This is a genomic window from Ligilactobacillus salitolerans (assembly GCF_003864415.1).
Taxonomy (GTDB): domain Bacteria; phylum Bacillota; class Bacilli; order Lactobacillales; family Lactobacillaceae; genus Ligilactobacillus; species Ligilactobacillus salitolerans.
This window is the reverse complement of record NZ_BFFP01000080.1, coordinates 1-1,303: the sequence shown is the minus strand read 5'-3', so window position 1 is coordinate 1,303 and position 1,303 is coordinate 1. Positions and strand designations below refer to the sequence as shown.

The window sequence follows — 1,303 nt, the reverse complement described above, 5'->3', positions numbered from 1 at the left end:
CCGATGCAGGACATGATTTTCATCCAGATCACCCAAATCAAATTTGGGTTACCGACTGTAGTGAACTTAGATTCGGTGCAAATCAGGAATCAAAATTGCGTTTAAGTGCGATTAAAGACCTTTACGATCATAGTATTATCTCCTGGAGAGTTGAAACTACAGAAACGGCAACATTAGTGACAGAGACTTTTGAGACAGCAATCAAGAATAATCATGGGATCAAACCAGCACTTTTGCATAGTGATCAAGGCTCAAGTTATACTTCAGGAGCATATAATACAATGCTGGCAGGCTTGGGAATCACGCATAGTATGTCACGTCCGGGAACACCTGGTGACAATAGTCCAATGGAAAGTTTCTGGAGTCATATGAAAACCGAATTTTTTGCTTTTAAACGTGCTTTGTCTCGCCTTGAAATGGAAGAATTTATCCAGCAGTGTATTGATTGGTACAATAACAAACGTCGTCAAGAAACACTAAACGGCATGACCCCAACAGAATATCGGAATCATGCCGTTCAGAAAATCGCATAGGTTTTAATTATTTGAGCTGTCTACTTGACACATAGTAGCCCCGAGATTGCTCTCTAAGCAAAAGCCTCTGCATTTGGCTAATTGAGCTGAATTATTTATAATAAAGTTGAAGAATGGTCAGGACTTGTACTTGGTTTATGCAACGCAGCGTTAACAAGGGGGTACAAAAATGATTGAGAGTATCCGTCTAAAAAGAAAAATGTCCGATGAGATCGAGATTGGCGACGTGGTGCAGTATCATGGCGGCACATTTGTCGTGATCAACATCTTAGGGATCGAAGCGAAGCCTACTCAAGATAATGACCGCAGCGTGTTTTATTATTGTTTAGGACAGCTGTACGGCTCGCCGGATTTAGCTGCTGACTATTTGCCAACTGAAAATGAACTGCAGTTTTCTGTGGAACAGTATCGGAACGTACCACAAGTTGGAGATGTTTTTTTCGACAGTACGTTAGGTATTTGGATCCGCATTTCCCAAATTTGTAATGTTCACTTTGAAAATACCACGATGTTCGCTCGATTCAAATTTGTGCCCATCAAAGAATGGTCGACACAACAAATGGAAAGTGCAGTTGCTGAATCAAGAACACGGCATATGCGGCTGCTCAAGAATAATTAATATTGACAATAAAGAAAAAATGTTATTTTTAAACTCAATAAAAAAAGAAGATCTCCATTTTTTAGATTCTATAATATCTGGTACTGATAGAGAAATTTTACTATCTGTACCAGTTTTTTTGTTTTTTGTATTATTATAAAAAAAGAGACAA

General features: G+C 38.6%; 2 protein-coding genes. Both read left to right on the top strand.

The annotated features are described in order from the left end of the window. A partial coding sequence (locus LFYK43_RS12095) for an IS3 family transposase (protein ID WP_124978579.1) occupies positions 1 to 533 on the top strand: 533 nt, incomplete at its 5' end. A 169-nt stretch (positions 534 to 702) separates the two neighbouring features. Continuing rightward, on the top strand, positions 703 to 1,152 hold the full coding sequence (locus LFYK43_RS12090) for a hypothetical protein (RefSeq protein WP_124978577.1): 450 nt from the start codon (positions 703 to 705) through the stop codon (positions 1,150 to 1,152). Positions 1,153 to 1,303 lie beyond the last annotated feature (151 nt).